This window comes from Bradyrhizobium sp. HKCCYLS1011 (assembly GCF_051167795.1).
Lineage (GTDB): Bacteria > Pseudomonadota > Alphaproteobacteria > Rhizobiales > Xanthobacteraceae > Bradyrhizobium.
The window spans coordinates 502,636-524,541 of the sequence record NZ_JBNPTT010000004.1; the positions used below are offsets into that span (position 1 = coordinate 502,636).

A 21,906-nucleotide genomic window follows, 5' to 3' on the forward strand; every position below is an offset into this window, starting at 1 on the left:
TTTTGAACGTGTCTGCGCCCGCCATCAGCCGCTTTCCCGTCCCCGACATCGCGACGCTCCCCGAGGATATCCGCTCGCGGATTGAGGCGGTTCAGGAGAAGTCCGGCTTCGTCCCCAACGTCTTCCTGACGCTTGCGCATCGCCCGGACGAGTTTCGGGCGTTCTTCGCCTATCACGACGCACTGATGGACAAGCCCGGCCCGATCACCAAGGCCGAGCGCGAGATGATCGTCGTCGCGACCAGCAGCGCCAATCAATGCCAGTATTGCGTTGTCGCCCACGGCGCCATCCTGCGCGTGCGGGCGAAGAATCCGCGGATCGCGGACCAGATCGCCGTCAACTATCGCAAGGCCGATATCACTGCGCGGCAAAGGGCGATGCTCGATTTCGCGATGAAGGTCTCAGCGCGAGCCTATGAGGTGGACGACTCCGACGTTCAGGATCTGAAGGAGCACGGATTCACGGAGGAGGACGTCTGGGACATAGCGGCTATCGCTGCATTCTTCGGCATGTCGAACCGCCTCGCTAACGTCACAAGCATGCGTCCGAACGATGAGTTCTTTGCAATGGGCCGCTGATCGTCTCGGACGAAGACCGCGATGGTATCGCTTGTCATCGACAGACGATTCCGGGGGCCCGCCCAACTCCGGCAATGGAGACGTCTCGCCAAGCACGTCGCCGGAGGTGCCAAAGTGACATTGTGCGCCCTACCACCGCAGGAGCGGCCGCTTGCTGAGTTGGCACCAAGAGGTGTTGGCCAAAGCACGAACCACGTGGCTGCTGACCGACCTGCAGGTTTAGTTCGGAGCAATGGCATCAACGAGAGTGGGAGCAGCGTATGACCAGCCGCGAAGCAGAGCGCGAACTTCGTCAGTCCATCATCGACGCTTGTCGCGAGATGGCAGCGCAAGGTATCAACCAGGGAACCTCTGGAAATATCAGCGTCCGAACCGATGATGGCATCCTGCTCACGCCGTCCGGTCTTGCATACGACCGCATGAAGCCCGAGGACATCGTGGTCATGAAGTGGGATGGTTCATGGACCGCGTCGGCCAGCAACGTTCCGTCGACGGAGTGGCGTTTTCACCTCGATATCCTGAAATCGAAGCAGGAGGTCGGCGCCGTCGTTCACGCGCATCCAATCTTCTGCACCATCATCGCGATCATGAATCGATCGATTCCCGCGATCCATTACATGATCGCCGCGGCCGGCGGTAACGACATCCCCTGCGCGCCGTACGCGCAATACGGCACGGCCGAGCTGTCGCAGGCGGCCTTGGACGCGCTTCGCTATCGCCGCGCCTGCCTGCTCGCACATCACGGTCTGATCGCCATCGGTCCCAACCTGCGCAAGGCCATGTGGCTCGCGGTGGAGGTCGAGGTGCTCGCCAAGCAGTATCACGGTTGTCTTCAACTTGGCTCTCCTCCGCTGCTGCCGGACGAGGAGATCGACAGCATCCTGAAGCGGTGGGGGCAGTACGGCTTGCGCGATAGCGACGACACGCCCAAGACTCCTCAGCACTCGAACTAGATCACCATCAAACCACTGTCCCGCGAGAATTCATGGCCCACACTCACGACGTCAGCGTCTGCGGCACTTATATCATGGATATTCTGGGCGTCCCGGTGACCGAGATTCCGCCCGGTGGCGGCCGCTTGCTGATCGAAGAAATTCGGCTCGCGGTCGCCGGCACTGCCGGCGGAACGGTCGTCCCTTGCGCGCGTCTGGGACTGAAGGCGCTCGCGGTGGGCGCCGTCGGCTCCGACGAGAAGGCAGACTGGGTGTTGAACGCGCTGGAGCGTGAAGGGATCGACATCTCTCTCATGGAGCGAATGGCCGATAGTCCGACTTCGGCCACGATCCTGCCGATTCGACCCGACGGCTCGCGTCCAGTCATGCACGCAAGAGGCGCTTCCGCTCGCTGGCGGATCCCACCCGAAACACAAAAGGCTGCTTGTCGGAGCAAGATTCTGCATCTTGGTGGGGTGGGCTCACTGCTTGCGATGGACGGAGCGCCTTCTGTCGCGTTGCTGCGGGACGCGAAGGCGGCCGGTTGCACGACGACGCTGGATCTCATCCAGGCGCGCCGCGAAACCCTGGCGCTGGTCGAGCCGTTGCTGCCCTACGTCGACTTCTTCATGCCGAGCATCGACGAGACCAATGCCATGGTCGGAACCGACGATCCCGCCGCGTGTGCGCGGTTCTTCATCAACAAGGGAGCGGGGGCCTGCGCGATCTCCCTCGGTGGCGACGGCTCATTCGTGATGACGAGCGACGGACGTCAGTTCACGGTGCCGGCGTTCGAGGTCGCGGTCCGCGATACTTCGGGATGCGGCGATTCCTACACCGGTGGCTTCATCGCCGGGCTGGTTCGCGACTGGGACCTGCTCGACTGCGCCAAACTCGCGACTGCGACGGCCGCGATCGTCGCGACGGGGCTGGGTTCGGGCGCCAATCTCGTATCGTTCGAGGAGACCGTGCGAGCCATGAACACGCTCCCGGTCCGCAGGCCTGCTCGCGCCTGATCTTTTCAGACCATCAAAGAGTTCATCCGAACAACACAGGAGAACGCAACATGGCCCGACATGCGATCGTGACGGGAGCCAGTCGCGGAATTGGGCGCGCGATAGCCATTGGTCTTGCGGGGCGCGGCTACGATCTGGCGCTGACCGACCTGGCGGGCCAGGAGAAGGTTCTTCTTGAGACCGTTGCTGAGGTCAGAGAGCTCGGCGGCCGCTGCATTCCAGTGCTGGGCGATGTCAGCGCCATCGACGATTGCAGGCGGGCCGTGGCTGACGCCGTGCAGGGTCTCGGGCACATCGATGTCCTCGTCAACAATGCGGGGATCCTCAGGCTGGCGACCATCGAGGAACTGACGGCCGATACGTGGGACCAGACGTTCGCCGTGAACACGCGCGGCGTCTTCCAGATGACCCAGGCCGTGGTGGCGCATATGAAGTCGCGCAAATACGGACGGATCGTCAACATCGCCTCGCTTGCCGCCCGAACGGGCGGTCCGGGACAGTCGCACTACGCGGCGTCCAAGTCGGCGGTGGTCGGCTTCACGCGAGTTTCATCCATGGAATTCGGGGGATACGGCATCACTGTCAATGCCGTATGTCCGGGCATCATCGTGACGGAGATGGGACTGAACAATCTCCGCGATCCGGAGCGGGTCGCCTATTTCGAGAAAGTCACGGACCTGCACCGGCTCGGGCAGCCGGAGGATGTCGTCGGTCCCGTGGCGTTCTTTGCGTCAGACGATTCTGCCTTTGTGACCGGCCAGGCCTTGAACGTGGATGGAGGTATCTTCTACAGCTGACAACCGGGGGTGACTGTAACCTATTGCGATCTCTAGGGTCGCTTTCTCGCGGTTTTTCGGAGTTCGTGTTGATCTGTGTAGCGGACTGCGCAGCTTTTGATTCCGCTGTTCGGAGGTTTGTTTAAAGCAAAGTTCGTTCCCAATCCAAGTCCTTGCAGTCGGCCTCGGTTCTTCACTTGGAAGTCAGCATCGGAAGCACCGCCCGGTCGGGGACCATGGCCAATGTACGGTTGGATGTTTTGCTGTGAGCCATTGATCTGCAATGATCGGCTTTTGCTGCCGTTGGGGCAAATCTCTTGTAAAATCAACGGCGGCCGGTGTCTCTCAATCAGCGGGTCCCAGGTTCGAGCCCTGGTGCGCCCACCAAACCTTTCAAGGACTTACACGAAGCCACCGTTTGAGAGTGCCGAAGTCACGCCGCCCCCTGCACTTGGCGAGAGCCGTCTGCAACACATAGGCCGGCTGGATGCTTGGGCGCTCTCGTTCGCAACACGGTTCCCATTGCCTTCGTCATCGAGGTTCTCTCCGACCGCTGGGAGTGAATCATGACCACGATATTTGCGAGCGTTCGACAATCAGAGTTGGAGCAGGAACTTACTTGGCTCCGCGACATAAGACCATTCCGACTTCTCCTCCCTCCTGCTGTATGCCAAAGTCTTCTCCGGCCGTACAACGGGACAAGGGGAAATCCGAATCATGATCATGGATCGTGGAATTGCCGACCCCGACGCGATGGGCGAGCGGGCTGTGGCTGGGCTTCCGTCGCGGCTTCTCAATCGCCGGGCGTTTCTGTTCGGCTCCGCGGCTGGTCTCGCCGCATTGGGCCTGGCCGGTTGCGCATCCGACTACATGAGTCTGGCCGAGGCGGGGAAAGTGTACGGACCTGTGCCCGACGAGAAATTCCCGATCCCTGCGGTCGATGTTAGCAAGATCAATCCGAAATATTTTCGCAAGACAGTGCGCTACGACAGCAATGAGGCGCCCGGTACTATTATCGTTGATCCCGGCAAATACTACGTTTACCGCATCGAGGGCGAGGGAAACGCTACCCGCTATGGCGCCAATGTCGGCCGCGATGGGTTTCGATGGAGCGGGGAGGCTTATGTCGGGCGCAAGGCCGAATGGCCTACCTGGACGCCACCGAAGGAGATGATCGCGCGCCAGCCGGAGGCGGGAAAATATGCTCGCGGCATGCCGGGAGGTCTCGACAATCCCCTTGGTGCCCGCGTGCTCTACCTCTATCAAAATGGGGTGTACACGCTTTACACGATCTATAGCACCAGCGACCCCGAAACGATCGGGAACGGCATTACGAGCGGCTGCACCGGCCTCCTCAGTCAGGACATGATCGATCTCTATTCGCGAACGCCCGTCAAAACGAAGGTGATCGTGCTGCCGGCATAAGGCAACCGTCGACCGTAGCATCTCAACCCGGCTCTCACTGCTGCGAACTGCGTCATGCGGAAGATTGGATAAGATATCGTGCTCCTGATGATCGCGGTCGAGACTCCGGGCATGAATTGCATTCTCCGTCCGGATGTCTAAAGAGCTGCGTCTATCAATCGCTCGCGCATGCGCGGGACCACGAAATCGACGAAAGCGCGCAGCTTCAAGGGCAGCCGGCTCTGTGTGTCGTAGACGAGATGCACGAGGCGTGGCGCCGGCTCGAAGGATTCGAGGACGAGCTTGAGCCGGCCGCTGCGGACGTAGTCGACGATCTGGTAGGACACCGCGCGGACCAGGCCCGCCCCAGACAGCCCCGCGTCGATCGCCGCATCAATCGTGTTCACGCTGAGACGCGAGCGGAATGAGGCCGTGATCTCGGCGCCTTCGGACACGAAATCCCAGGAGCTCAACACCGACACGCTCTGAAACGAAATCACACTGTGCCGTGCGAGGTCGTCGGGCGTGGATGGGATGCCGTTCGTAGCGAGATAGTCGGGACTTGCGCAGATCACGTGTCGCACCGTGCCCAAACGCGTCGCGATCAGGCTCGAATCCGGTAGAGGGCCGATCCGCAGCGCGACATCGACCTGATCATCCAGGAAGTGCGCGACCCGATCGGTCATGACCAGCCCAACGGAAACGTCCGGGTACGCGGCCAGGAAGCGTGTCACCACCGGCAGCACATGCAACCGTCCGAACATGATCGGCGCGGTGACCACCAAGTCCCCCTTCGGCTCGGTGTATTCGCCCGCGGCCGCGCGCTCGGCTTCGGTCACCTGCTCGAGGATCGCCTTCGCGGCGCTGACATAGGACCGGCCCGCCGGCGTCAACTCCAGCCCCTTTGCGGATCGGATCAGCAAGGTTGCGTTCAGGTATGCCTCAAGCTCCGCGACCTTGCGACTGACCGTCGCCAGCGGAAGCCGGAGATCACGGCTCGCTTTCGAGAGGCTGCCGCTCTCCGCCGCCGCAAGCAGCACCGACATGGCGTCCAGGCGATCCAATGGGCTTCCATAAAGCGAGAGGTCTCCTCCCAAACTTAGCGACTGCCGCAAATTTTTGGAAGGCATAAACGACAGGGCGGCGCCACACACCACCCTGTCCGCGGCGTCCGAACCGTCGAGGAGAGACGATGACCACGACCCGCACCCACCACCGCAGCGCAACCGTAAAAGGCCACAAGATCTTCTACCGAGAGGCCGGCGACCCTTCTGCTCCCACCATTCTGCTGCTTCATGGCCTGCCGACCAGCAGCCAGATGTTCCGCGACCTGATGCCGCTGCTTTCCGATCGCTTCCATCTGATCGCGCCTGATTACGTCGGCTTCGGTCATTCGGACGCGCTGTCGCGGGATGCGTTCACCTACAGCTTCGACAGCCTGGCGTCTCATGTCGCCGGCCTGATCGAGGTGTTGAAGCTCGATTCGTACATCCTCTACATGCAGGACTATGGCGGGCCGATCGGCTTCCGCCTGTTCACGCGAGCCCCCGAGCGGGTGAGAGGCTTCATCATTCAGAACGCCAACGCCTACATCGAAGGCGTCGGTGATGCGCCCAAAAAGGTGCTGCTGCCGCTCTGGGAGAACCGCACGCCGGAAACGGAAAAGGCTGCGCGCGAGTTCGTCAGCCTGGAAGGCACCAAATTTCAGTGGCTGGTCGGGGCGAGCGATCCCGAAGCGATCAACCCGGACAACTGGATTCTCGACCAGGCGCTGCTCGATCGTCCGGGCACACAGGACTACCAGATCGATCTGCTCGAGAACTACAAGACTAACGTCGCGCTTTATCCCGAATGGCAGGCGTCTTTCCGCGCGCACCGACCGAAGACGCTGATCGTCTGGGGCAAGCACGACCCGTTTTTCATCCCGCCGGGGGCGCGCGCCTACCTGAATGATCTGCCCGACGCGAAGCTGGTCTGGCTCGATGCCGGCCACTTTGTGCTCGACGAAAACGCCCCGCAGGTCGCCGCCGAGATCAAGGCGGTCTTCGTTCCCGAAGCCAATTCCGCCGCCGGCTGAGCGAGCCCGCCGTCGACGTCCGTCGCCCATCTGCGATCAAACCTCCTCAAACTAAGAACCTCAACCATGACCAAATTGCTATACATCAAAGCTTCGCCGCGCGGCGCCGCCTCCAAGAGCAGCGCTATCGCCGATGTTTATGCAGCTGCGCTGCGCGAGCGGTTTCCCGATCTAGCCGTCGACACGCTTGACCTCGCGCAGGAAAAGCTTCCCGACTTCGACGGTGACAAGGTCTCCGCGAAGATGGCGGTCATCGCTGGTCAGGCCCACGAAGGCCGCCAGAAGACCGCCTGGGACGAGATCACGGCGGTCGCGAAGCGCTTCGTCTCCGCGGACCGCTATCTGATCGCAGTCCCGATGTGGAACGGCGGGATTCCCTACCGCCTGAAACAGTACATCGACGTGATTCATCAGCCAGGCCTGCTATGGGGCCTTGATCCCCAGACAGGTTACGTCGGACTGCTGAAGCACAAGAAAGCGGTGCTGGCGCTGACGAGCGGTGCGTTCGGCCCATCGATGCCGTCTCCGGCCTTCGGCGTCGACCATCACTCGACCTATCTGCGGGACTGGCTGAACCAAGCCGGCGTCACTGACATCGAAGAGATCCGCTTCCAGCCAACCCTTCTCAACCCGGATCCCGAGGGCAGCTTCGAGGCCGCCGCAGCGATAGCTCGGTTCCTCGCGGCTCGCGCCTGACACAGCGAAAATCGAGGAGAATGACCATGGACCGCCGCCTCCTGGTATTGGCGATCGGCATGTTTGCGCTTGGCACGGACAGCTATGTCGTTGCCGGCGTGCTGCCGGAAATCTCGCGCGCTTTCGATGTGAGCATCGGAGCCGCTGGCCAAATGACAACCGTGTATTCGGTCACCTTCGCCTTGCTCTCACCGACCGTTGCCGCGATCGCAGCGGCGATACCGCGCAAGCGCCTCCTTCTTTCAGGGGCCGCCATCTTCGTGCTCGCCAACCTGGCAACTGCAGTGGCTCCGAGTTTCGGGATCGCACTGTTGGCACGAGCTTTCGCTGGCCTCGGCGCGGCGATGTTCTCGCCGACGGCCACGGGATCGGCTGCTATGCTCGTTCCCGCTGAGCGGCGAGGCTTTGCTCTTTCCGTCGTCGTCGCCGGGCTCACCCTGTCCACCGCGCTCGGCTCGCCGACCGGCGCCGTCATCGGCGGCCTGGGCGACTGGCGCTGGACCATGGCCTTCGTGGCCGCTCTCGGCACCGTTGCCGGCCTCGGCGTCTGGGTCTTCCTGACCGACGTGCCGCTGCCCCCGGCGGTCTCTTTGAGCAAGCGCCTCGCGCCGCTCGCCGACGTGCGTGTCGGATTGACGCTCGCGACGACCTTTCTTGGTCTGACCGGAATATTCACCGTGTACACCTACTTCGCCGTCGCTTTCGACCGTGCGATCGGCGGAAACGCCGTGGTGCTGGGGGCGCTGCTTGTGCTGTGGGGTGCGGCCGGCACCTTCGCGAACCTCGCCTCCGGACGGCTGATCGACCGGATCGGCCCGCGCAAGGTGATTCTCGCGATGTTGACTGTGCTGGCGATCGACAGTGCGCTGATGCCGTGGACCAGCAGAGGGCTTTGGACCGCTGTGCCCGCGATCGTGATCTGGGGCGCCGCCGGTTGGGGACTGCTGGTGCCGCAGCAGCATCGGCTGGTTGGTCTTGCCCCGTCGATCGCGCCGGTGCTGTTGGGCCTCAACACGGCAGGTTCCTTCTTCGGCATCTCCGCCGCCGGCATTGTCGGTGCTGCGGGAATCCAAGTCCTCGGCGCGCACAACCTCGGAATCATAGGGGCTGGATTGGCTGTCGTCGCACTCATCGTAGCCGAACTCGCAACAAGCCGCATCGCCGCCGCAGATGTCTCACGATCGATAAGGCTCTCTGCCTCGATCTGAAATTCATGTCGTCAGCCAAAAGGAGCAACAATCCATGAGCAAAGCAGTTCAAACAGTCCGAGCCTTCTACGACGCCGTATCGCGGGCCGATGCAACTGCGGTTGTAGGCTTGTTACATGCCGATCTGCACTGGACCGAGGCCGAGGGCTTTCCCTATTACAGCGGCACCTGGCGCCACCCGCAAGACGTCCTCAATAAGCTGCTGGTCCCACTGGCGCGCGACTGGGACAATTTCTCTGCCGTTGCTGACGATTTCATCGTTGAAGGGGATCGCGTCGTCAGCCTCGGTGCCTATTCCGGGGTCAACAAGGCGACGGGCAGGGCTATGCGCGTACCCTTCGCGCATGTCTGGCACGTTGCCGACGGCAAGCTCGCTCGTTTCGACATGTATACGGATACGCTGTTGATCCATCGGGCCATGCAGCAGCGGCACGCCAGTGGCAGCGACGGCGCGCAGATCAGCTCATAGCTCGCATGCAGCAATCCGATGAAAGTGAGTTGACGAGGAAGGAATACAATGATGAAAATTCTCGCTGTTGTGGCAGCTGCGGTCGCGTCGATCGTTGCCCATGCTGTGGAGGCCGCACCCATGGAGTCCACCTCTGCCACCACGACCTATCACCGCGTGATCGTCGATGGCGTCGGCATCTTCTACCGCGAAGCCGGTCCGAAGGATGCGCCAACGATCGTGTTGCTGCACGGCTTTCCGTCCTCCTCGCGCGAGTTCGATACGCTCATTCCCTTGCTTGCCACCCATTATCATCTGGTGGCACCGGACTTTCCGGGGTTCGGTCAGAGCGAGGCTCCGCCGCCATCATCCTATGCGTACACCTTCGACCATTTGGCGACGACGATGAATGGCCTGCTCGATCAGCTCAAGATCAGCAAATGCGCCTTCTACCTTCATGACTATGGCGGGCCGGTCGGTTTCCGCATGCTCCTGACGCACCCGGGGCGGGTGCAGGCTCTCATCATCCAGAATGCAAACGCCTACAAAGAGGGCCTCGGCGCGAAGTGGACCGCCATCGCGCAGTATTGGGCCGATCCAAAGGCGCATCCTGAAGTGTTCGACACGTTCGTATCACAGGCCGCGACCGAACAGCGTCATACGCTTGGCACCTCGCATCCTGACCGTTACAACCCGGATACCTGGACCGATGAGTACGCCTACCTGTCGCGAGTCGGCCAACGCGAGATCCAGGCAGATTTGCTCTACGACTACCGGACGAATGTCGCCTCATATCCTGCATGGCAAGCGTGGCTGCGGGAGCACAAGCCGCCGACCCTGGTGGTCTGGGGACGGAACGATCCCTCGTTCATCGCCGCTGGGGCAGAGGCGTACAAGCGCGACGTGCCAGACGCTGAAATACATTTGCTCGAAGCCGGCCATTTCGCGCTCGACGAGAGGAACGATGAGATCGCGGGTCTCATTCTCGCATTCCTGGCCAGTCACCCCATTTAACGGAGCGCTACGCCGTGCCGCGCCTCAAATCTCGTCCCCGATCGCCGGAAGGCTTGCAGCTTTGGGAAGACCCGACATATTGGGCTACCTTGCGCACGCTTATTTTTGAAACTTTTCCCAGGAATGTACGCCGATCCTGGTCTCGAACTGCCGATCGAGCTTATCGAGAAGTTGTCGCAACATTGCAGTTTCGGCCTGGTCAAACTCGGCGGTCAGCTCTTGCTCAAGACGCATGGTAAACTTCTCGACGTCCTTGTAGACCGTGCGTCCTTCGGACGTGAGGCTGAGGCTTGCGCGACGTCTATCGTCTTTGTCGACGTCGCGCCGGATAAGCTTGCGGCGTACCAATAGTTCGATGGCGCGGGTGACCTTGAAGGCATCGGTCGATGTCAGTGTCGCGAGCTCCTTCGCCGTCAACGGCTGATACCGGGCGATGACGGCAAGGCAGCGCCACGCCGGCATCGTCAGGTCATGGCGGGCCACATACATCTGAGCAACGTAGTTGCCCACGCGAGCTGCGATACGACTGAACCGATAGCCAATCCAATGTTCGAGCGGAATGATGGGCGTTTTGCTCTTCATGGGTTGGCAGCATTCCTTTGTTTCGTGGACAGCGATCGCGGGGAACTATAACGACGCCCGGTTTGCGTCTCAATGAGCACGCCCCGCGCCCGAGAGCAGCGATGTCATTGACGTGGATCAAAATAATTGCATAATGCAATTAATTTGAAATCGTGCAGCGCACGCAAAAAAATCGGGAGGAAAGCATGTCCAAGGCGACGGATGGCTATGATTTGACGCGCGTCGGGCCGGGCACGGTCATGGGCGAGATGATGCGGCAGTACTGGATTCCCGCCGCGCTTTCCTCGGAGTTGAAAGCCGATGGCGACCCGATGCGGCTGATGCTGCTCGGGGAGGCGCTGATCGCGTTCCGTGACAGCGCAGGCCGGGTCGGCGTGCTTGATCATCAATGTCCGCACCGCTGCGCCTCGTTGTTCCTTGGCCGTAACGAGGAAAACGGAATCCGTTGCGTCTATCATGGCTGGAAGTTTGACGTGGATGGCCACTGCCTGGAGATGCCGAACGTTCCGCCGCCCCAGGATTTCAAGGAGAAGGTGCGCGCCAAGAGCTATCGGGTCAGGGAGCAGGCAGGGCTGATCTGGGTCTATATGGGCTCGCGCGCCGAAGCACCTCCGCTGCCGATGCATGAAGCCCTGTTTGTCCCCGAGCAGGACCTGACCATCACGATGCTGCAGCGCGAGGCCAACTGGCTGCAGGGGCTGGAAGGCGATATCGACACCTCGCATTTTGGTTTTCTCCATGCTGGCCATATCAAGGCGGAGGACTTCGAGGAGGGGCACCCGGCTCGCCATACCGTGGCCAATCGCGCCCCGGAGTACAAGATTGCTGACACTGAATGGGGCACGATGTACGGGGCTTACCGGCCCGACCCCGACGGCAGAATGCACTGGCGCATGGCGCACTTTTCTCTCCCGTTCTGGACGCAGACGCCGAACGCGGACTTCTCCGATCACGTTGTGGCGAAGGCATGGGTGCCTATGGACGACGCCCATACGATGCTGATCTCGATCTATGGCGGCCGAGCCAAGGGAGCGACCTATTCGACGTCGAAGCTGAAGTCGGGCGGCGGTATCGGTGGTGCGGACCCTCTGGAGTATCTTCCCAATAGCACTGATTGGTTCGGGCGCTGGCGGCCGGTGCAGAACGCCGGCAACGACTGGCAGATTGACCGCGAGGCGATGCGCAGCAACCTGATCTATTCCGGCATCCGCAACATCGTGATGCAGGATCAGGCCGTCACCGAGAGCATGGGGCCGATCGTCGATCACACCAAAGAGCATCTTGCGCCAAGCGATATCATGATCTCGCGCACGCGCCGCCGGCTGCTCAATGTGGCACGCGCCTTCGCCGAGAATGGCACTGTGCCGCCCGGGGTCGACGACACCGAAGTGTTCTGGAAGGCGCGCGCGGGTTCGTTCTATGCCGACGCGGAAGTCGATTGGCTGGAGGCGTATCAGGAGCAGTTGAAATCAGCCATTCGCTGGCCGGCGCCCGCTCAGCAAGCCGCGGAGTAAGACGATGTCATTGGGCGATCGGGCGTACCCCTTGATCACCCGGCGCGCGGCTCTGCTCGGCATCGCCGCCGGGTCCGCCATGCTCTCATTGCCGCAATCGGCACGCGCGGAGGATGAGTGGGGCAAGCTGGTTGATGCCGCGAAGAAGGAAGGTCACGTGGTGCTGTACAGCGCCTTTGTTGGCCTTGCTGCGCATCAGCAGCTGAAGAAGGATTTCGAGGCGAACTACGGCATCACTGTAGACATCCTCGAAGCGCGCGCCAGCGAGGTGCGCGAGCGGATTCGTATTGAGCAGGCAGCCGGCCGATTTGTCGCCGACGTATCGGAAAACGGGCGGACGACGACCACGTTGCAGATCGCGCAGGACCACGTGTTCGATCCGTATGGCTCGCTTCCAAGCCTGGGTCATCTGAAGCCGGAGTTCAAGAGCGACGAGATCCGCCTGCCGGTGTTCGCGATTATCTATGGAATCCTTGTCAACACCAGGCTCGTAAAGGCCGACGACGAGCCCAAGAGCTGGCTCGATCTCGCCGATCCGCGCTGGAAAGGCAAAATCCTCAGTGACGATTTCCGCGCCCTCGGCGGCGGCGGGGTGCTGTTCTATGTTCTTCACGAGCATTTCGGTCGTGAATTTCTCGAGAAGCTCGCAAAGCAGGACATCAAGTTCAGTCGCGAAATTCCGGCCAATGAGCGTCGGATCGCCCGCGGCGAACTCCCGATCTATCTGCCGGACAGTCTGACCTCGATGCCGGAGCTCAAGGGATTGCCGGTCAAGCTCCTCGCGCCAAAAGAGGGCATGCCCTATATCGGCTACGATCTGGCGCTGCTCAGGAACGCACCCCATCCAAATGCCGCCCGGCTGCTGATGGAATATTATCTCGGCCAGAAGATGCAGCAGGGCTTCGCCAATCTCGGTCTGCTTCCGGTCACGACGGACACGTTATCCGACGTCAATCCTGCGATGACCGAACTCGAGAAGAGCAAGCTGCTCGGCACCACCGACGCGACAAAGATGGACAAGATGTTAGCGCTTGCACGGGAGATCTTCCCGTAACAGTTGGACCGACCCGCTCGGTGGACGCTGGAAGATCAAAGAGGTGGACAGCCATGACAGGAAATACAGCCAGCGCTGATCGCGTCAGCCGATATGCCGGCGCCATCGATTGCGATCTGCATCCCGCCGTTCCCGGGATGAACGTCCTCTTGCCCTATCTCGACGACTACTGGCGCGAGATGGTTGCTGTCCGCGCGCTCGACCGCCTGAACCTCAGCCTCACCAGCTACCCGCAGAACGCACCTCTGTCCTGTCGTCCCGATTGGACGCTCGGCGAAGGAGACAAGCCGGGCTCGTCGCTCGCGGCGATGCAGGAGCATGTCCTCGATCGTTATCAGGCACGATACGGCATTCTCAACTGCCTGTACGGCGCCCAGGTTTTTCACAGCGAGGACATGGCGGCGGCATTCTGCCGGGCGACCAACGACTGGATCAGGGATGAGTGGCTCAACCGCGACCCGCGGCTTCGCGCCTCGATCGTCATTCCCGCGCATAATACCGAGCTTGCGGTTGCGGAGATCGAGCGTCGGGCTGACGATTTCCGCTTTGTGCAGATCATGATGTTGGTGTCGGGCGAACTCACGCTCGGTCGCCGTCAGCATTGGCCGATCTACCGGTTGGCGGAACGGCTGGGACTTCCGATCGGCGTCCACGCCGGCAGCGCCTATCGTTATGCGCCGACCCCGGTGGGATGGCCGTCACATTTTGTCGAGGACTACATCGCGCAGTCGGCCGCCTTCGAAAACCAGCTGCAAAGCATGATTGCCGAAGGTGTGTTCGCGAAGTTTCCCGATTTGAAAGTGGTCGCCATCGAGTCGGGCCTGACCTGGCTCAGCGGGTTTATCTGGCGCGCTGACAAGACCTGGAAGGGCGTGCGCGCAGAGGTGCCATGGGTAACGCGCGCGCCGTCCGAAATCATTCGCGATCACGTCCGCTTCACGGTGCAGCCGGTCGATGCCGCCGACGAACGCGAGGCGATTGCCCGCCTGGTCGATCACGTGAAATCCGACAGCCTGTTCCTGTTCTCGACCGACTATCCGCATTGGCAGTTTGATGGCGATTCGGCACTGCCGCAGGATCTGCCGGCTGACCTGTTCCGCAAGATCCTGAGCGAAAACGCGCTTGCTGCCTATCCGCGGTTGGCGAAGGCCAATCAGACCATGGAGATTGCGCTATGACCATGATGGACATGGAACGGAGCCAATCAGCTAAATACAGGCTCCAGATCATCGATTGCGACATTCATCCGGCAATGATCTCGTGGAAGGAGATCCATCCTTATCTGGAGAAGCGCTGGATCGACCATCTGGCAGTCTACGGCAGCCATCTTCGCCACGCCTTTTCCGAGGCGCTGTCGCATCCGCGAATGTCGCCGGATGCCGCCCGCGTCGATGCCTATCCGGAGGAGGGCGGGCCGCCGGGATCAAGCCTCGACTTGTTGCGGAAGCAGCATCTCGATCCCAATGGGGTCGAGATCGGGATGCTGATTCCGTTGCGCTGGAATCCCGGTAGTCAGCGCAATCTGGACCTCGGCGTGGCGCTGACGCGCGCGATGAACACGTGGCAGGTCGAACGCTGGATCCGGCAGGAGCCGCGCCTGCGTGCATCGGTCTTGGTTGCGCAGGAAGACACCGAAGGTGCCGTTGCCGAAATCGATGCGCGCGGCGGCGACCCGAATTTCACGCAGATCCTGCTGCTGCCGCGCACGGACGAGCCGCTCGGGCGCCGTCGATACTGGCCAATCTTTGAAGCCGCCGTTCGCAACAACCTGCCGATCACGATCCACGTCGGAGGAACGGGCGGCCATCCCTCTACCGCCGGCGGCTGGTCGTCCTATTACATGGAAGAGCATCATATGGTCGCACAGGCCATGCAGGCGGTGCTGGCGAGCCTGGTGTTCGAAGGTGTGTTCGAGCGTTTTCCGACGCTGCGTATCGTCATCATGGAGGGAGGCCTGGGCTGGATCCCGTCATTCACCGCGCGGATGGACAAGCACTGGAACAGGCTGCGCAGCGAAGTTCCCCAGGTGAAGCGGCCGCCGTCCGAATATGTCCGCGAGCAGGTGTGGTTCACCACGCAGCCGATGGAGGAGCCGGGAAGCTCTGCCGCCCTGATCGACCTGTTTGACCGGATCGGTTGGGATCGTCTGCTCTTTGCGACCGACTATCCGCATTGGGATTTCGACGATCCGCGCACCGCGTTCAAGGCAAACCTGACCGAAGCGCAGCGACACCAGTTGCTCTATGGCAATGCTCGGACCTTCTATGGATTCGACCAATGACGCGGCATGTCGTTGCAACCGTCGACCAGATTCCGCCGGGGCAGCGGCTCTTAGTGACCCTGGCGGGTCGGGAGATCGGCATCTTCAATATCGCAGGCGAGTATTTCGCAGTTGGAAATCGCTGTCCTCACAATGGCGCGTCTTTGTGCAAGGGACGCGTCGTCGGTCTCGTGGAGGCCAGTGAGCCCGGCTCTTATCAGTTTAGCCGGCGTGGCGAATTCGTGCGCTGCCCCTGGCACGGCTGGGAGTTCGATCTGCGGACCGGCAAGTCGCGCTGCGAGCCTGACCGGACCAAGGTGCGAAGCTACGATCTGAAGGTCGAGCCGGGCGGAGCACTCACCGACGACACGCTGCGAGCCGAGACCTTTTCGGTATCGGTCGAGCAGCAATATGTCGTGGTCGAGATTTAGCGATCAGCGTCGCAAAAAAAGGATAGGGGAGGGGAGGAGAGGTGATGATGAACATGCTCCGGGTCGCGATTGTCGCCTGTTTCGCGAGCCTTGCTGTGCCGGCGTGTGCGCAAGACGACTGGCAGGGCGTCGTCGACGCCGCGAAGAAAGAGGGCAAGCTCGTCATCTACGACATGGCGCTTGGCGCGCCTTATTTCACCGCCGTTCTGAAATCCTTCGAGGCCAAATTTGGAATTCCGGTCGAGAGCCTCGATCTGCGGGCCAGCGAGCTGGCGGAGCGGATCCGGACGGAGCAGTCCGCTGGCCGCTATCTCGGCGACCTGGAGATTATCACCACGACCATGATCGAGGAGCAGCGTCAGAACGGCGATTTCATCGAGAAGCTGCCGCAGATTCCGAATGCCGCCAATCTGCGTCCGCCATTTCGCGCGGACGAATACAGCGTCCCTGCCTACGTTCAGCCGATGGGTATCCTGATCAACACGCGACTGGTGAAGGATCAGGACATCCCGACAAGCTGGGACGATCTGACCGATCCAAAGTGGAAAGGAAAGATCCTGTCCGATGACATGCGGCCGCTCGGCAGCGGCAACACCATGTTCGCCATCCTGCAGCATCGGATGGACGCCGGCTTCAACGAGAAGCTGGCGGATCAGAAGCCGGTGTTCAGCCGGGACATGCGCAATGACGCCCGCCGTGTCGCGCGAGGTGAATACCCGATCTACGTCCCACAGATATTTGCCTTTACCTCGGACCTCAAGGGCCTCCCCGTCAAGGTCGTCATACCCAAGGAGGGCGCTCCCTATGCGGAAATGGATCTGGCGGTTCTCAAGAACACGCCGCATCCGAACGCCGCGCGCCTGTTCATCCAGCATTTTCTGTCGCTGGAGTCGCAGCTCATCTATGCGAACGCCTGGATGCCTCCTGTTGTCGCGGGGGTGGCCGAGCGCGCCAATCCTGACGCTCAACCCTTCGCCAATGCCAAATTGATCGGTCCGGCGAAGCTGTCGGAGCGGCCGTCGATGATGGCCTTGGCCAAGAAGCTCTATCCATAGAGTTCCGGCATATGGCGATCTCGACGGATGACCGGGTGAGGGAGGTAAGTGGGGCACCAGGTGGGAGCCTGCTCTCCCAGCCCCGTTGGCTGCAGTCGAATTCGGCGAGCCGGACGGCGGCCCTGGTCGGGCTCGGATTGGTGCTCGCCTTTCTGTCCGTCTACCCACTGTCGATGCTGCTCTACGGGAGTCTTCATTCGACGCCGCCTGGCATGGCCGGGACATTCAATCTGGACGGCTATCAGGACGTCCTGACCCCGCAGAGCCTGATCACGCTCGCAAACACCATCGGCATCTCGCTCGCGAAGACGGTGCCGTCGGTCGTGCTTGCGGTGCTCCTGGCCTGGATCCTGGCGAGGACCGACACACCGTTCCGCGGCACACTTGAAGTTCTGGTCACGCTGCCGTTCTTCATCCCGCCGATCCTGACGGCGATGGCTTGGGGCATGCTGGGCAATCCTCAGGTCGGGCTTCTCAATCAGCTCTATCAATGGATCACGGGATCGAGCGACTCACCGATCAACGTCTATTCGTATGGAGGCGTGGTCTGGCACATGATGCAATATTCAGTGCCATTTTTGTTTCTTCTGATTGTCGACGCGTTCCGGGCCATGGATCCGAGCCTCGAGGAGGCGGCACGGATGTGCGGAGCATCGCGGTGGCGCACATTCCGTACGGTAACGCTCCAACTGATGCTACCGGCCCTCACCAGCGGGGCGATCTTGAGCTTCATCCGCGGCATTGAGAATTTCGAGTCGCCGCTGTTTTTCGGAACGCCGGCCGGCATCCATGTCATCACGACCGAGATCTACGATTCGATCAACCAGCGCTCGCCGCCGCAATATCAATACGCAACCGCGGCCAGCTTCGTCATCATGGCGCTGATGTTTCTGATCGTGCTGCTGCAATGGCGCCTGCTGCGCGGACGCAGCTTTGTGACCGTCAGCGGGAAGGGTTATTCTCCAGGCGTGATCAAGCTGGGGAAGTGGCGCTGGGTCACGTTCGGCTTCTGCGTGCTGTTCTTCGTTGTGACGGTTGTGCTGCCCGTCGGTCAGCTCCTGATCGGATCCTTCTTCAAGTTCTTCGGGTTCTATGAATGGGAGATGCTGACCCTCGATCATTACCGGGAAGTGTTTGGCAGCAGCGAGTTCTGGCGCGGATTTGGCAACACGATGCTGCTTGGCCTGATCGGTGCCACGCTGACGATGGTGCTCGGCGGCGCGGTGGCCTACGTATCCGTTCGCACCAAATGGCGCGGCCGCGCGCTGATCGACGCCATGGCCTGGCTGCCGTGGATGATGCCGGGAATCGTCCTTGGCGTCGGATTCCTCTGGGGCTTTGCCCTGCTGCCGCACGCAATTCCGATCTACGGGACGATCTGGGCGCTGCTGCTGGCCTATCTCTCGTTAGGGACGCCTCTCTCCGTACGCGTGATGTCGAGCGCCTACGCGCAGCTTTCCTACGATCTGGAAGAGTGCTCGCGCGTGCACGGCGCGAGCTGGCTGCAGACCATGTGGCGCATCATGCTCGCGTTGGCCTGGCCGTCCTTTGCGATCGGCTGGGTCCTGGTCTTCTTTGGAATCATGCGTGAGCTCAGCGCCTCCGTTCTGCTTTATTCGGTCGGATCGGAGGTCCTGTCGGTCGTGCTTTTAAAGCTCTGGGCCAATGGCAATGCGGAGCAGGTCAGTGTCATCGGCCTTCTGATGATGGCGCTGGTCATCTTGTTTCGGTGGCTGCAGCTCAAGATGCTGAAGCGCGTTGTGAGGTAGGAAGTTCCACCATGTCCAACGTCGTTCTTGAAAAGGTCAGTCGGAATTTCGGGGATTTCGCCGCCGTCAGCAACGTGGATCTCCGGGTGAACGAGGGAGAGTTCGTGACCTTGCTGGGTCCGTCCGGCTGCGGCAAGACGACGACGCTCCGCATGGTCGCGGGCCTCGAACAGAACAGCGGCGGTCGCATCAGCATCGGCAATGACATCGTCAGCGATGCCGCACGCGGCATCTTCGTGCCGTCGGAACGGCGACGTCTCGGCATGGTCTTTCAGTCCTACGCGATCTGGCCGCACATGACCGTTTTCGAGAATGTCGCCTATCCCCTGCGTGTTCGGCGGCGGCCCAATGCCGAAATACAGCAGGCTGTCGCAAAGACCTTGCGCCTTGTCGAGATGGAAGGATTTGCGCAAAGGCCGGCGCCGGCATTGTCGGGCGGACAACAGCAGCGGGTCGCAATCGCGCGAGCGCTCGTCTTTGAGCCGAAAGTTCTCTTGCTCGATGAGCCCTTGAGCAATCTCGACGCGAAGCTTCGTCTGCAGATGGGTGACGAGTTTCGAGCGATCCAAAAGCGGCTCGGCATGACGACGCTCTACGTGACGCACGATCAGTCAGAAGCCATGTCCCTGTCGGACAGGGTCGTTGTGATGGATCGCGGTCGTATCCAACAGATCGGTGCACCGGAGGAGATCTATCGGTTTCCCGCAAACCGCACCGTCGCGGCGTTCTTCGGGACACCAAACCTGCTGGACGCCCAGGTCACTGGCTGCTCGCGGATCAATGGCCATCGCGTCCGGCTCGAGGTCGTGGGACGGGGCTGGCGTGGTCCATGTGAAGCCGCAAACGAGGTGCAGCCTGGACAATCCGTCACGGTCATGGTCCGTCCGGAAGACGCGCGCATTGCGTCAGCCAATGTGACCAACGCAGAGCAGGGGTTGAGATGGTTCGGCCGGGTGACGCATACGACGTTTCGCGGAGCGACCCGCTCGATCGTCGTGCAGACCGAAACGGGAGAGTTCAATGTCGATGCATCGGCCATCAACAATTACGCTATCGGTGACGATGTCACCGTTGTGGTTCCGCGGCAGGTAGCGTGGGCCGTCCCCAATCCGAACGAGCTGAAAAGTTGAGCGACAAGGGACATCATAAGCGCCTCTCCTTGCGGCATGCGCGGATGGGGAGCGCTCCCGAGGTACCAAATTCGGCGTTTACCGCAAGCTAATCCATGCCGGCGCCTCTTGTCGCCGGAGCCCTCGAAGTTCGACGACACCACCACTAGTTTGACCGAAGACGACCCGACGGGCGAATATCTCGACACTGAGCCGGGTACTTCAACGGCTTTCCGACGCAGACTACTTCGGCGAATTCACCGGGCGATCGGCGCTGCGCGAACGCAGCCACTCGACCCCGGCCATCAAGGCGAGCGAAACGACGACCATGACTGTCGAGGCGGCAGCGATCACCGGCGTCAGGTTGTAGTCGATATCCTCGAACAGCTTTCGGGTGATGGTCTTGCCCTCGACACCGGAAATGAAGAAGGCGACGGTGGCCTCGTCGAATGACGCCAGGAAGGCGAAGACGGCGCCGGCCGCAACGCCGGGAGCGATGTTCGGCAGCACCACGTGCCAAAAGGCCTGCGTACGACTGGCTCCGCAGCTCAAGGCGGCAAGTTCGAGCGCCGGATCGAAGCGCTGCAGGGCCGCGGATATCGTCAGCACCACAAAAGGCACAGACAGCATCGTATTCGCGATCGCAAATCCCGCGAAATTGCCGGTCAGGCCGATCGGAGCGAAGACGAGATAGAGCGCCACCGCCAGGACGATGTGTGGAACGATGAGCGGAGCAAGCGTCAGCGCCTGCAGCGCGCGCGCGCCTGGAAGATTGCCGCGCACCAGAGCGAAGGAGGCCAGTGTTCCAATCACCGTCGCCCCGACTGCGGTCGCGAACGCGGTCTTCAGGCTGAACCAGGTCGCGCCCATCCAGTCCGGGTCCGAGAAATAAGCGTGGTACCATTTCAGGGTGAGGCCCTTCGGGGGAAACTGGATGTAGGAGGCTTCCCCCAGCGACATGGGCACAACGATAAGCGTCGGCAATAATAGGAAGACCAGCACAAGACCGACGAAGCCGTTCAGCAACCACCGGCCGGGGTCCGGTGAAAGATGTCCACGACTGGGGGCCGGGACGGAGCGCAGCGCGCCAGCAGTGCCGGTTTCGGATATGGTCGACATCATCCGGCCTTTCCAAAGCTCAGCACGCGCCTGAACACGGCGACGAGGCCAAGCGTCACCGCGAGGAGCAGGCCCGCCAGTGCCCCAGCGAACGGCCAGTTCAACAGCTCGGTCGTCTGCTGGCCGATCAGCGTCGCGATCGTCAGGTTCTGCGGCCCGCCGACGAGCGCCGGCGTGACGTAGAAGCCCAGCGACAGGATGAACACCATGATCGCGCCTGCATAGACGCCGGGCAGGCTGAGCGGCAACGTGACCGTCCTGAAGCTGGTCCACGGGCCGGCGCCGAGATTGCGCGCCGCCCGATCGAGCTCCGGCGGAATTGAGCGCAACGAGGAGAAGATCGGCAGGATCATGTAGGGCAGCAGCACATGCGTCATCGCAACGATGACCGCCCCTTCGGTGTAGATGAGCCGCAACGGCTGATCGATCAATCCCCAGCTCAGCAGTGCGCTGTTGACGATGCCCGTTCGCTGGAGCAGCACGATCCACGCGTAGGAGCGCACCAGCACGCTTGTCCATAGTGGAATAAGGACGCAGGCTGCGATCAGCATCGCGCCGCGGCCTTGCTGTCTCGACATCACCAGCGCCACCGGATAGCCGAGGAGGAATGCCAGGACGGTAACGATGGCTGCGGTCTGCACTGTGCGCAGCAGGATGCGCAGGAAGATCGGTTCCTGAACGATGCGCGACCAATGTTCCGCCGTTAGGTTCGGAGCGAACACGCTGCCGGCCAGCAGCTTCGCAACCGGCACCACGAAGGCGAAGCCGAGCAGCAGAACCAGGGGCAGCGCGAGAGCAAGCGAAGCGGGCCGGGAGAGCTGGCCTGCAAGGGATCGGTCCGTCGCGACAGTGGCATCGGCCATC

At 61.5% G+C, this 21,906-nt stretch carries 22 protein-coding genes; 18 read left to right on the forward strand and 4 right to left on the reverse strand.

Annotated elements, in window-relative coordinates; genetic code table 11:
- The first annotated feature begins 8 nt into the window (after positions 1-8).
- From ACQR1W_RS15395 to ACQR1W_RS15415, 5 genes are all read left to right on the forward strand, one after another.
- Positions 9-578, forward strand: a complete 570-nt coding sequence (locus tag ACQR1W_RS15395) for a peroxidase-related enzyme (protein ID WP_434851546.1) — start codon at positions 9-11, stop codon at positions 576-578.
- A gap of 260 nt (positions 579-838) precedes the next feature.
- Positions 839-1,531 (forward strand): class II aldolase/adducin family protein, encoded by a 693-nt coding sequence (locus ACQR1W_RS15400; RefSeq protein ID WP_434851547.1) that lies wholly within the window; start codon positions 839-841, stop codon positions 1,529-1,531.
- 32 nt (positions 1,532-1,563) lie between these two features.
- Positions 1,564-2,526, forward strand: coding sequence for a carbohydrate kinase family protein (locus ACQR1W_RS15405; protein ID WP_434851548.1), 963 nt, complete (start codon positions 1,564-1,566; stop codon positions 2,524-2,526).
- Between the two features lie 50 nt (positions 2,527-2,576).
- Positions 2,577-3,323 (forward strand): SDR family NAD(P)-dependent oxidoreductase, encoded by a 747-nt coding sequence (locus ACQR1W_RS15410; RefSeq protein WP_434851549.1) that lies wholly within the window; start codon positions 2,577-2,579, stop codon positions 3,321-3,323.
- Between the two features lie 696 nt (positions 3,324-4,019).
- A complete protein-coding gene (locus tag ACQR1W_RS15415; RefSeq protein WP_434851550.1) occupies positions 4,020-4,727 on the forward strand; it encodes a L,D-transpeptidase in 708 nt (235 codons plus the stop codon).
- 137 nt (positions 4,728-4,864) lie between these two features.
- Here the strand turns inward: ACQR1W_RS15415 and ACQR1W_RS15420 are convergent, their stop codons facing one another.
- Positions 4,865-5,770, reverse strand: a complete 906-nt coding sequence (locus ACQR1W_RS15420; RefSeq protein ID WP_434851851.1) for a LysR family transcriptional regulator — start codon at positions 5,768-5,770, stop codon at positions 4,865-4,867.
- A 128-nt stretch (positions 5,771-5,898) separates the two neighbouring features.
- On the opposite strand from ACQR1W_RS15420, the gene ACQR1W_RS15425 reads away from it, so the two are divergent.
- From ACQR1W_RS15425 to ACQR1W_RS15445, 5 genes are all read left to right on the forward strand, one after another.
- Entirely contained in the window at positions 5,899-6,783 is an 885-nt protein-coding gene (locus ACQR1W_RS15425; protein ID WP_434851551.1) for an alpha/beta fold hydrolase, read from the forward strand.
- Between the two features lie 66 nt (positions 6,784-6,849).
- Entirely contained in the window at positions 6,850-7,479 is a 630-nt protein-coding gene (locus tag ACQR1W_RS15430) for an FMN-dependent NADH-azoreductase (protein WP_434851552.1), read from the forward strand.
- Positions 7,480-7,505: 26 nt separating this feature from the next.
- Positions 7,506-8,687 (forward strand): MFS transporter, encoded by a 1,182-nt coding sequence (locus ACQR1W_RS15435; protein ID WP_434851553.1) that lies wholly within the window; start codon positions 7,506-7,508, stop codon positions 8,685-8,687.
- A 34-nt stretch (positions 8,688-8,721) separates the two neighbouring features.
- Positions 8,722-9,156 (forward strand): nuclear transport factor 2 family protein, encoded by a 435-nt coding sequence (locus ACQR1W_RS15440; protein ID WP_434851554.1) that lies wholly within the window; start codon positions 8,722-8,724, stop codon positions 9,154-9,156.
- Positions 9,157-9,207: 51 nt separating this feature from the next.
- A complete protein-coding gene (locus tag ACQR1W_RS15445; protein ID WP_434851852.1) occupies positions 9,208-10,149 on the forward strand; it encodes an alpha/beta fold hydrolase in 942 nt (313 codons plus the stop codon).
- A gap of 99 nt (positions 10,150-10,248) precedes the next feature.
- Here ACQR1W_RS15445 and ACQR1W_RS15450 read toward each other — a convergent pair whose 3' ends face one another.
- On the reverse strand, positions 10,249-10,731 hold the full coding sequence (locus ACQR1W_RS15450) for a MarR family winged helix-turn-helix transcriptional regulator (RefSeq protein ID WP_434851555.1): 483 nt from the start codon (positions 10,729-10,731) through the stop codon (positions 10,249-10,251).
- Between the two features lie 152 nt (positions 10,732-10,883).
- On the opposite strand from ACQR1W_RS15450, the gene ACQR1W_RS15455 reads away from it, so the two are divergent.
- The 8 genes from ACQR1W_RS15455 to ACQR1W_RS15490 are packed head-to-tail and all read left to right on the forward strand — an operon-like array spanning position 10,884 to position 19,944.
- Positions 10,884-12,245 carry a Rieske 2Fe-2S domain-containing protein gene (locus ACQR1W_RS15455; protein WP_434851556.1) on the forward strand — a complete coding sequence of 454 codons (1,362 nt, stop codon included), beginning with the start codon at positions 10,884-10,886 and terminating at the stop codon, positions 12,243-12,245.
- A gap of 4 nt (positions 12,246-12,249) precedes the next feature.
- Entirely contained in the window at positions 12,250-13,299 is a 1,050-nt protein-coding gene (locus ACQR1W_RS15460) for an ABC transporter substrate-binding protein (protein WP_434851557.1), read from the forward strand.
- A 53-nt stretch (positions 13,300-13,352) separates the two neighbouring features.
- The gene (locus ACQR1W_RS15465) at positions 13,353-14,477 is read left to right on the forward strand and encodes an amidohydrolase family protein (protein WP_434851558.1); all 1,125 of its coding nucleotides are present in this window, start codon (positions 13,353-13,355) and stop codon (positions 14,475-14,477) included.
- Positions 14,474-15,580: an amidohydrolase family protein gene (locus tag ACQR1W_RS15470; RefSeq protein WP_434851559.1), complete on the forward strand. Its 1,107-nt coding sequence runs from the start codon at positions 14,474-14,476 to the stop codon at positions 15,578-15,580. Before ACQR1W_RS15465 ends, ACQR1W_RS15470 begins: the two co-directional genes overlap by 4 nt.
- Positions 15,577-15,990 (forward strand): Rieske (2Fe-2S) protein, encoded by a 414-nt coding sequence (locus ACQR1W_RS15475; RefSeq protein ID WP_008973080.1) that lies wholly within the window; start codon positions 15,577-15,579, stop codon positions 15,988-15,990. The genes ACQR1W_RS15470 and ACQR1W_RS15475 overlap by 4 nt, the downstream gene beginning before the upstream one ends.
- A 44-nt stretch (positions 15,991-16,034) precedes the next feature.
- Positions 16,035-17,045 (forward strand): ABC transporter substrate-binding protein, encoded by a 1,011-nt coding sequence (locus ACQR1W_RS15480; protein WP_434851560.1) that lies wholly within the window; start codon positions 16,035-16,037, stop codon positions 17,043-17,045.
- Positions 17,046-17,056: 11 nt separating this feature from the next.
- The gene (locus tag ACQR1W_RS15485; RefSeq protein ID WP_434851561.1) at positions 17,057-18,814 is read left to right on the forward strand and encodes an ABC transporter permease; all 1,758 of its coding nucleotides are present in this window, start codon (positions 17,057-17,059) and stop codon (positions 18,812-18,814) included.
- 11 nt (positions 18,815-18,825) lie between these two features.
- Positions 18,826-19,944, forward strand: a complete 1,119-nt coding sequence (locus ACQR1W_RS15490) for an ABC transporter ATP-binding protein (protein WP_434851562.1) — start codon at positions 18,826-18,828, stop codon at positions 19,942-19,944.
- Between the two features lie 222 nt (positions 19,945-20,166).
- Here the strand turns inward: ACQR1W_RS15490 and ACQR1W_RS15495 are convergent, their stop codons facing one another.
- Both ACQR1W_RS15495 and ACQR1W_RS15500 read right to left on the reverse strand, forming a co-directional pair.
- Entirely contained in the window at positions 20,167-21,045 is an 879-nt protein-coding gene (locus tag ACQR1W_RS15495; RefSeq protein ID WP_434851563.1) for an ABC transporter permease, read from the reverse strand.
- A complete protein-coding gene (locus ACQR1W_RS15500) occupies positions 21,042-21,905 on the reverse strand; it encodes an ABC transporter permease (RefSeq protein WP_434851564.1) in 864 nt (287 codons plus the stop codon). The genes ACQR1W_RS15495 and ACQR1W_RS15500 overlap by 4 nt, the downstream gene beginning before the upstream one ends.
- Between the last annotated feature and the right edge of the window lies 1 nt (position 21,906).

What these genes read in the sequence shown, in the direction of transcription:
- ACQR1W_RS15400 (WP_434851547.1), top strand. Translation starts at nt 839, where the DNA reads ATGACCAGCCGCGAAGCAGAGCGCGAACTTCGTCAGTCCATCATCGAC.
- ACQR1W_RS15405 (WP_434851548.1), top strand. Translation starts at nt 1,564, where the DNA reads ATGGCCCACACTCACGACGTCAGCGTCTGCGGCACTTATATCATGGAT.
- ACQR1W_RS15410 (WP_434851549.1), top strand. Translation starts at nt 2,577, where the DNA reads ATGGCCCGACATGCGATCGTGACGGGAGCCAGTCGCGGAATTGGGCGC.
- ACQR1W_RS15415 (WP_434851550.1), top strand. Translation starts at nt 4,020, where the DNA reads ATGATCATGGATCGTGGAATTGCCGACCCCGACGCGATGGGCGAGCGG.
- ACQR1W_RS15425 (WP_434851551.1), top strand. Translation starts at nt 5,899, where the DNA reads ATGACCACGACCCGCACCCACCACCGCAGCGCAACCGTAAAAGGCCAC.
- ACQR1W_RS15430 (WP_434851552.1), top strand. Translation starts at nt 6,850, where the DNA reads ATGACCAAATTGCTATACATCAAAGCTTCGCCGCGCGGCGCCGCCTCC.
- ACQR1W_RS15435 (WP_434851553.1), top strand. Translation starts at nt 7,506, where the DNA reads ATGGACCGCCGCCTCCTGGTATTGGCGATCGGCATGTTTGCGCTTGGC.
- ACQR1W_RS15440 (WP_434851554.1), top strand. Translation starts at nt 8,722, where the DNA reads ATGAGCAAAGCAGTTCAAACAGTCCGAGCCTTCTACGACGCCGTATCG.
- ACQR1W_RS15445 (WP_434851852.1), top strand. Translation starts at nt 9,208, where the DNA reads ATGAAAATTCTCGCTGTTGTGGCAGCTGCGGTCGCGTCGATCGTTGCC.
- ACQR1W_RS15450 (WP_434851555.1), bottom strand. Translation starts at nt 10,731, where the DNA reads ATGAAGAGCAAAACGCCCATCATTCCGCTCGAACATTGGATTGGCTAT.
- ACQR1W_RS15460 (WP_434851557.1), top strand. Translation starts at nt 12,250, where the DNA reads ATGTCATTGGGCGATCGGGCGTACCCCTTGATCACCCGGCGCGCGGCT.
- ACQR1W_RS15465 (WP_434851558.1), top strand. Translation starts at nt 13,353, where the DNA reads ATGACAGGAAATACAGCCAGCGCTGATCGCGTCAGCCGATATGCCGGC.
- ACQR1W_RS15470 (WP_434851559.1), top strand. Translation starts at nt 14,474, where the DNA reads ATGACCATGATGGACATGGAACGGAGCCAATCAGCTAAATACAGGCTC.
- ACQR1W_RS15475 (WP_008973080.1), top strand. Translation starts at nt 15,577, where the DNA reads ATGACGCGGCATGTCGTTGCAACCGTCGACCAGATTCCGCCGGGGCAG.
- ACQR1W_RS15480 (WP_434851560.1), top strand. Translation starts at nt 16,035, where the DNA reads ATGATGAACATGCTCCGGGTCGCGATTGTCGCCTGTTTCGCGAGCCTT.
- ACQR1W_RS15485 (WP_434851561.1), top strand. Translation starts at nt 17,057, where the DNA reads ATGGCGATCTCGACGGATGACCGGGTGAGGGAGGTAAGTGGGGCACCA.
- ACQR1W_RS15490 (WP_434851562.1), top strand. Translation starts at nt 18,826, where the DNA reads ATGTCCAACGTCGTTCTTGAAAAGGTCAGTCGGAATTTCGGGGATTTC.
- ACQR1W_RS15495 (WP_434851563.1), bottom strand. Translation starts at nt 21,045, where the DNA reads ATGATGTCGACCATATCCGAAACCGGCACTGCTGGCGCGCTGCGCTCC.
- ACQR1W_RS15500 (WP_434851564.1), bottom strand. Translation starts at nt 21,905, where the DNA reads ATGGCCGATGCCACTGTCGCGACGGACCGATCCCTTGCAGGCCAGCTC.